This is a genomic window from Acidithiobacillus albertensis (genome assembly GCF_001931655.1).
In the GTDB taxonomy this organism is placed as follows: domain Bacteria; phylum Pseudomonadota; class Gammaproteobacteria; order Acidithiobacillales; family Acidithiobacillaceae; genus Acidithiobacillus; species Acidithiobacillus thiooxidans.
Window position 1 is genome coordinate 1 of sequence record NZ_MOAD01000028.1, and the last position, 7,276, is coordinate 7,276.

Genomic DNA, 7,276 nt, shown 5'->3' on the forward strand with positions numbered 1-7,276 from the left:
GCCGATGCCAGAGCCGTGGTAGTTCCAGGCGGTGCAGGAGGTCTGGTCAGTTTCGTCCAGATAATCCGTGCCAAAGTGGTTCATGAACCAGAGCAGGCTGGTGGGATAGCCGGGAATGTTGCCACACTGACCGCAGCTCTTGTGATGCCACAGATTGTTGGTCGGAACGCGCTTATTCCAACCATACAGAGTATTCACATTTACGGGCTTATGTTCATCGGTAATGCGGTGAACAATGATTTCACCTTCTTTTTCCAGTGCCCACATGTGCTCGCGAATGTCGTCCATACGCTCGCCCAGGTCCATGGTGCGACGGTCTACATGACTGCGTACCCATGCTGTGGCCGTTTCTGCTTCGTTGGCCGATAAGTTCGTGTCCTGGAAAAAAGCCCCGTGCCCCGCTACTCCTTGCTGCGTGCTGTTGTCGCTCATCGCTGCACTCCTTGGCCGGATGGCCAGCTATTGCGAATAAACATTAACATCTGTTTATATACTTGATCATTGTGCTCCACAATATTTTCTTTGCCAAGGCAACACCTTGTTCAATATGAAAGGAGCGTAGTAATCGACTTATAGCAAAGTAGGAGTGGGGCGTGCACAAAGCGGAGGAGACAATGCTTCATCATGCGCCCGCACATGAGCGTGGTCCTGGGTGACGTATCGGCATTGATAAACCCAGTGGATGGTATATAACCACCGAACGGGTATTCCGTTTGAGAGAGTGGGCAAGGCGACGTACCCGAAGCAGTGCCCCATTCCAACTTCCGAGTTATGGAGTATGTGATGGCCCAACGTAATCCCAAAATCAACATTAAACCAGGCAAATCCCGGGAGGTCGAAGATCATGCATCCAACGCAGCGGGTATAGACATAGGCAGTGCCTCCCACTATGTCGCGGTGCCTGCGGATCGTGATGACGAGCCGGTACGGGAGTTTGCCAGTTTCACGGAAGATCTGGAGGCCTTGGCCGATTGGCTCAAGACTGCGATGTGGACACCGTCGCGATGGAATCAACGGGCGTGTACTGGATACCGCTCTTCGAACTGCTGGAATCACGCGGATTCACCGTGCTGTCGGTCAACGCATGTCATGTCAAGAACGTCTCCGGTCGCAAATCCAACGTGCTGAATTACCAGTGGCTCCAGCAGCGCATGAGTTACGGACAGTGAGTTAAGCTGATTTAATATATAGACACATCGCTGCTCTACCTCACGGAGCATTAAGCGCCGACTTATCCAGCGTGTACAAGGCTTGGGCACGCTTCCAAAGCATTATATGGAAGGAGATGGTTCTTCCGGTAACCGAAGAGACACATAACGCAGCTGCAAATATTCCTCCAGTCCCCATTTACCGCCCTCGGTACCCAGTCCGGAGAGCTTACTACCGCCGAAAGGCGCTTGTGGGGTAGCGGGAGCCCCGTCATTGATACCGACAATGCCGCATTGCAGCGCCTCCGCGATGCGGTATGCACGGCCCAGATCTCGGGTCCATAGATAAGCAGCCAAGCCATAGGGGGTGTCATTGGCGCGGGCAACTGCTTCTGCTTCACTACGAAATTCCTGTATGGGCATCAGGGGGCTGAAGCTCTCTTCGTGGAATATGCGGCTCTGCGGATCGAGGTCGGCGAGGAGGGTAGGGGAGCAGCACAAGCCTTGTGTATCCCCTCCGCAGAGGAGCCTGGCACCCCGGTCCAGAGCGTCCTGCAATTGCGCTTTAAACTTCTGGACAGCGGCTTCGGAAACCAGCGGTCCGATGTCCGTGTCCTCGGCAAAAGGGTCTCCGACCTTGAGGTGACTTATCGCTTCCAGGTAGCGCGCCGTAAACGCCGGCAGGATCGCATCCTCCACATACAAGCGGTTGGCGGCAACACAGGACTGACCGGCATAGCGAAATTTGGCTTGGATGGTCATGGCCACTGCTGCGTCGATGTCCGCATCGGCAAAAACAAGCACCGGAGCATGTCCACCCAACTCCAGCGAAAGCCGTTTGATGGTCGACGATCCCTGCGCATAAAGTTTCTGCCCCACGGAAGTGGAGCCCGTAAAACTCAACTTGGCTATACGTGGGTCCGCCATCATCCGTTCCGCCAGAGGCGCAGGATCAGAGCTAGGAAGTACCTGTAGAGTGCCAGCCGGCCCCTCCGCCTCAGCCCAGAGTTCGGCAAGTCTTAATGCGCAGGTTGGCGTTTGCTCATCGGGTTTGAGGATGACCGTACAGCCCGCTGCCAAAGCCGGCGCTATTTTACGAACGACCATAGAGACCGGACTGTTCCACGGCGTAATGGCGAATACCGGGCCAACCGGCACTTTCCAGATCTGTAAGCGCTTGTCCGGAAATTGGGAGGGGAGGCTTTCGCCGGTGATGCGTTTGCATTCTTCGCCATACCAGCGCGCCAGGGTGACTGCGGTGTGGATTTCAGAACGACTCTGACGGATCGGCTTGCCCATTTCCCAAGTGATGCGTTGTGCCAGATTTTCCGCCTGATCCTGAATGCGCTCTGCCCATCGGCGCAGAATATCCGAGCGTTGGTAAGCAGTCGTTCGGCTCCAAGTGCTAAAAGCACGGGTCGTAGCCTGGAGAGCCTGTTCAGCCTCGGGCAACCCACAATCGGAAACTTCAATAACCGCTTGCTGATTGCTTGGGCTTCGTACGACGAACTGTTTTTCGATATTCGTCCAGCAACCATCCATGAATGCGGACGTTGGGGCAGAATCCATAAACTCCTCCTGGGGGATAAGTGTGCACGGGGCGTAGTGCTGAAAAATCTTTATAGAGAAGGCGGATTGCCGACAAATGGCTCGTGCCTGAACAGACCTTGCGGACATTCAAAATCAAGGGCCTCATGCTGACGCACCTTGTTGCTGCGGAAGGTTCTGTGAATCACGGGAGTTCTCTATGGACGGTGGGCTGGATTATATCAAGGTCCAGGATTCGATGCCGCCCGAAAACGGGATTCAGAGCAAAACCTGACACCATTTTATTATATTATGATTTTATGGTATTTACATTGCCATAATATTTTTGTATGTTGGATATTCCTGATTTACTAATGGAGGTAATCATCATGGATGCTGAAATGGAAATGGAATTTGAAATGGTGGCCTTAGTCTATGCCTTGGAAGAAGACGGATACTGCTTTGCCGACGTGTCCGATGAAGCCATTCGTCACGCTTTTTGGAACAATCAGGATCTGAGAGATCTGGCGGTTGTCCGTGCAGCCTGAAATACCCACACTTCCACCCCGAAACCAGCCCTTTTAAAGGCTGGTTTCACGCGTCTGCCAACCGGCAACAAGCCAAAACGCGCGCAGTGAACCATGGATGGAGGTTTCCAGACGTCACCCTCTCCAATCTCCCGCTTCCGCCCTCACCAATGCGCAGCAAGGACCGATCAGGAAACCTTGCGATCTGCCTTCTTTTCCTTCTCAAGACGCGTAATACCCATCATCTGAAACATGTATTTTTCATAAAAGGGCTCTGAAACCCCACTTTTCATTTTGTGGAGGAAATACTTCTCAAACGCCACCTTGGCCAGGTGTACCCAGCGACCAGAGGCAAACATATCCACTCTGCGAGGACGTAATTGGGGCAGGGCCACAAACGCGGCACCGTAGGTACCCATATCCGCAAAACAGACCGCATTCCAGGTGCCCCGTGTTTGCTCACCTTTGCGACCTTCAATGTCCGCCTGAATATTGTGAACGGCAGCGGTCACCATGGATTCAATCATGTAGCCTGTTTTGGGGGCACCCGTCGGGATCGGTGTTTTTTCCACGGGTGGAATCGCAATGGCAATGCCCGCAGCAAAAATATGGGGATATTTCAGACTACGTTGGTGCTCATCGACCAGAACAAAGCCGCTCTCATTGCAGAGACCTTCCACTTGAGCAACCGCTGGAACCCCCTTAAAGGCGGGAATCATCATACCAAACTTGACCGGCAGGGTGAACGTCTTGAGCGTTGCTCCCTCCTCATTGACTTGAGTGATAAACATTTTTCCATCTTTCACCTCGTCGACTCTACAGTTGATATAGACATCAACGCCTTCAGCCTCCAGGCCTCTGCTGAGAATTCCGGTGGAGTCCCCGACCCCCTGAATACCCAGATGACCGATATAAGGTTCACTGGTCACAAAACTAAAAGACGGAATTTTATCCCGCAGGCCGCGTTTCTTGAGGTCTGCAGCGACAATCATGGCATACTCATACGCCGGACCCATGCAACTGGCCCCGGCCATCACGCCCATCACAATAGGCCCAGGATCCGCCAGTAATGCCTGATAGCTCTGATAAGCCTTTTCGGCATGATCCACGGTGCAAATAGACTGAATAGGTCCTTCATGGGGATGGGAACCCGGCACATTCTCAAAGGCCATCCACGGTCCCGTGGTAATGATCAGATAGTCGTAAGACACCTTGCTGCCATCCGCCAAAATAATTTCCTGCTGTTGCGCCTCAATCTTTTCAGCGGTCTGTGCAATAAAACGAATGCCCTTACGCTCGACATGAGGCCGGATCGGGAAAGTGATCTTTTCGCGGGTTCGCCATCCCACCCCTACCCAGGGATTAGAAGGCACAAACTGAAAATAATCGTCTGCGCTGATAAGCGTCACCTGATGCTCAGCACTCAGCGCTTCTCGCATTTCATAAACTGCGGGCATTCCACCGGTCCCCGCGCCCAAAATGACTACATGTGCCATGGATTAACCCCTCGTCATTGCATGAAACGCACTGAACCCGTAAGAAGGCGAGGATCAGTGAGCGACTAACCACATTAGTATATAAGCATACTCTAGTAATTCTATAAAATAGTCTAATTATGTCTTTTTATGATCTTCCCGGAAAACTTCTATGCCTGCAAACCCGTTGCAGCACGTGGCAGGACAGCCAACCCATGGCATTTGTTAGTCACTTCCGCATCACGAATTGCCACGCTGTGCCCTGACAATTTATCTTTAACCGATGGATATACTCAAAGCATTATACAAAAATTGACATTTTTGAGCGTGGACCATCTGGGCGCCGATTCCTGCTTGTCCGCAATCAGGTGCAAGTCTTATTTGACCGTTTATTTATGGTTCATACGCCTGGAAAATCTTATTAAATTAAGATAGATATATAACTTTTAGACGGTGAGTATGAGATAAAAATGCGTTTTGTCATTTTTTGATCCTTGTGCGTATAAATCGGGTGATATAAACCATATTAACGGGCTATATCCCCCATTATTTTTTTGCGAAAAATCATTTTTATAATGTAACTTACTGATTAATTTTAGAGTGGATAATAGGCATATTTATTGCATATTCATCTTCGCTAGTATATCTGCAATTTTTAACGCCGCTTTTGAAGCGAGGAGTTTATCATGCTCATGGAAAACACTTTGCCGATTCTTCTGAGTCGGCTGGATTTTGCCTGGATTACCTCCATGCATATCCTCTGGACCCCATTAACCATCGGGGTGTCCTGGATCCTTTTCGGGCTGGAAGTAGCCTGGCTGCGTTCCGGAGACGAACGATGGTATCGCTTGAACCGCTTCTTTGAAAAAATCTTTATTATTAATTTCGGAGCTGGTGTGGCTACCGGTGTCACCATGGAAATGGCCTTCGGCATTCTCTATGGCCCGTTCTCTCAGGCCGTGGGTCCCTTCTTCGGCAATATTCTCGGCTTTGAAACCATTACCGCCTTTATGTATGAAGCCGGTTTCATTGGCCTCATGGTGTTTGGCTGGAACAAAGTCGGCAAAGGGATGCATTTGTTTTCTACCTTTAACGTGGCGATCGCCTCCAGCTTATCGGCCTACTGGATTCTGGTGGCCAACAGTTGGATGCAGACTCCCGATGGTGTCGTGCTGAAAGACGGTCTGTTTCAGGTGACGAATTGGTGGAGTGCCATTTTCAACGCGAACGCGGACTGGGGCTTTCCCCATATGTGGATGGCTACCATGATCCTGGGCTTTTTTGTACTGGCCGGGACCAGTGCCTGGTTTATTCTCAAAAATCGTCATGCGGACCTGTTCGTGAAGATGTTGAAGCCGGCCATTCTGGCTTTATTGATTGCGACGCCGATACAAATCTGGTTAGGGGATAGTCTGGGGGTCGATGTGGCCCATAGTGAACCGACCTCGCTGGCCGCCATGGAAGGGCATTACCATACCTACTTGCCTAACGGTCAGGTCAACAGTGCCTGGAACCTGATTACCATTCCCAATGCCGCGAATAATGCGAGTGTGTTTTCCATCAAGATCCCCTATGTGTTGAGTCTCCTGGAAACCCACACCCTGAATGGCGTAGTTCCCGGTCTGGACCAGTTCCCGGCGAACGATCGCCCCGACGTATGGGTCCCTTTCTATTCCTTCCGGGTTATGGTCGCCATTGGTTTCTTCCTGTTCTTTATGGCGTTGTGGGGCACCATGCTCATCCTGCGCGGCCAAATGACTGTAAAAGGATTGCGTAAGCGCCCCTGGTTTTTGCGGGCCATGGTCTTTAGTGCTTTTTTACCGTATCTGGCCATCTGGACCGGCTGGTGGACCCGTGAAGTAGGGCGTCAACCCTGGGTGGTTTACAACCTCATGCGTACCTATGAGGGCACCAGTCATATGGGGATTGGCCAGGAAATCGTCTGGTTTCTCGGCTATGGCGTTTTTGAACTGACCGTCTGGGCCGGTGCCTGGTATTTCTTCTCCCGCGTGATCCGCAAGGGACCGGATCTGGAAAGTCCTTTACCCGGGGCGCCAGAGCAGTCTGCTGACCAGGAACACGCCGGTGGTGGATTGGCCAAACCGACCTTTGCCAAACCAACCTTTGGGAAAACCCATTAAGCGTTATCCATACCCCGCAGCGCGCTGCGGGGTATGGCCCGGAGGCCAGGAGTGGTTTCCCGGGATTTTGATTCAAGGAGTAATACAATATGTTTGATCTCGCCAGAATCGCTACCACTCTAACGACGTGGTGGTGGCTGTTACTCAGTCTACTGTTTCTTTTCTTCATTGCCCTGGACGGTGCCGATCTCGGCGCCGGGGTGTTTGCCCTTTTTTCTCCGGAGGAGCAGGAGCGGGGCGCCATTATGGCTTCCATGGCCGGTATGTGGGATGGCAATGAAACCTGGCTGGTCGTTGCCGGCGGCGTGCTGTTTGGCGCTTTTCCGCTGGTGTATGGATCGGCCTTCAACTATCTGATGATTCCTTTGATGTTCGCTTTATGGGGCGTCATTTCGCGGGCTGTAGCCTTTGAGTTTCATGTCCATGCAACCGGAAGCAAGCGCTTTTGGGGTTGGGCC

The 7,276-nt window shown here is 51.9% G+C and carries 5 protein-coding genes and 2 pseudogenes; 4 read left to right on the plus strand and 3 right to left on the minus strand.

Features of this window, described 5'->3' with window-relative positions:
* Nucleotides 1-432, minus strand: a pseudogene (locus tag BLW97_RS16520) (heterodisulfide reductase subunit B); the annotation flags it as partial.
* Nucleotides 433-810: 378 nt separating this feature from the next.
* Here BLW97_RS16520 and BLW97_RS18870 point away from each other — a divergent pair.
* A pseudogene (locus tag BLW97_RS18870) lies at nucleotides 811-1,163 on the plus strand (IS110 family transposase); the annotation flags it as partial.
* A gap of 108 nt (nucleotides 1,164-1,271) precedes the next feature.
* Here BLW97_RS18870 and BLW97_RS16530 read toward each other — a convergent pair.
* Nucleotides 1,272-2,717, minus strand: coding sequence for an NAD-dependent succinate-semialdehyde dehydrogenase (locus BLW97_RS16530; RefSeq protein WP_075323982.1), 1,446 nt, complete (start codon nucleotides 2,715-2,717; stop codon nucleotides 1,272-1,274).
* 347 nt (nucleotides 2,718-3,064) lie between these two features.
* On the opposite strand from BLW97_RS16530, the gene BLW97_RS19685 reads away from it, so the two are divergent.
* Entirely contained in the window at nucleotides 3,065-3,223 is a 159-nt protein-coding gene (locus BLW97_RS19685; RefSeq protein ID WP_169829331.1) for a hypothetical protein, read from the plus strand.
* 167 nt (nucleotides 3,224-3,390) lie between these two features.
* On the opposite strand, the gene BLW97_RS16535 is transcribed toward BLW97_RS19685, so the two are convergent.
* The gene (locus BLW97_RS16535; protein WP_075323983.1) at nucleotides 3,391-4,698 is read right to left on the minus strand and encodes an NAD(P)/FAD-dependent oxidoreductase; all 1,308 of its coding nucleotides are present in this window, start codon (nucleotides 4,696-4,698) and stop codon (nucleotides 3,391-3,393) included.
* A 665-nt stretch (nucleotides 4,699-5,363) separates the two neighbouring features.
* Between BLW97_RS16535 and BLW97_RS16540 the strand changes: the two genes are divergently transcribed.
* Together BLW97_RS16540 and BLW97_RS16545 are read left to right on the plus strand one after the other, a co-directional pair.
* Nucleotides 5,364-6,818, plus strand: a complete 1,455-nt coding sequence (locus BLW97_RS16540; protein ID WP_075323984.1) for a cytochrome ubiquinol oxidase subunit I — start codon at nucleotides 5,364-5,366, stop codon at nucleotides 6,816-6,818.
* Between the two features lie 89 nt (nucleotides 6,819-6,907).
* A partial coding sequence (locus BLW97_RS16545; protein ID WP_143214955.1) for a cytochrome d ubiquinol oxidase subunit II occupies nucleotides 6,908-7,276 on the plus strand: 369 nt, incomplete at its 3' end.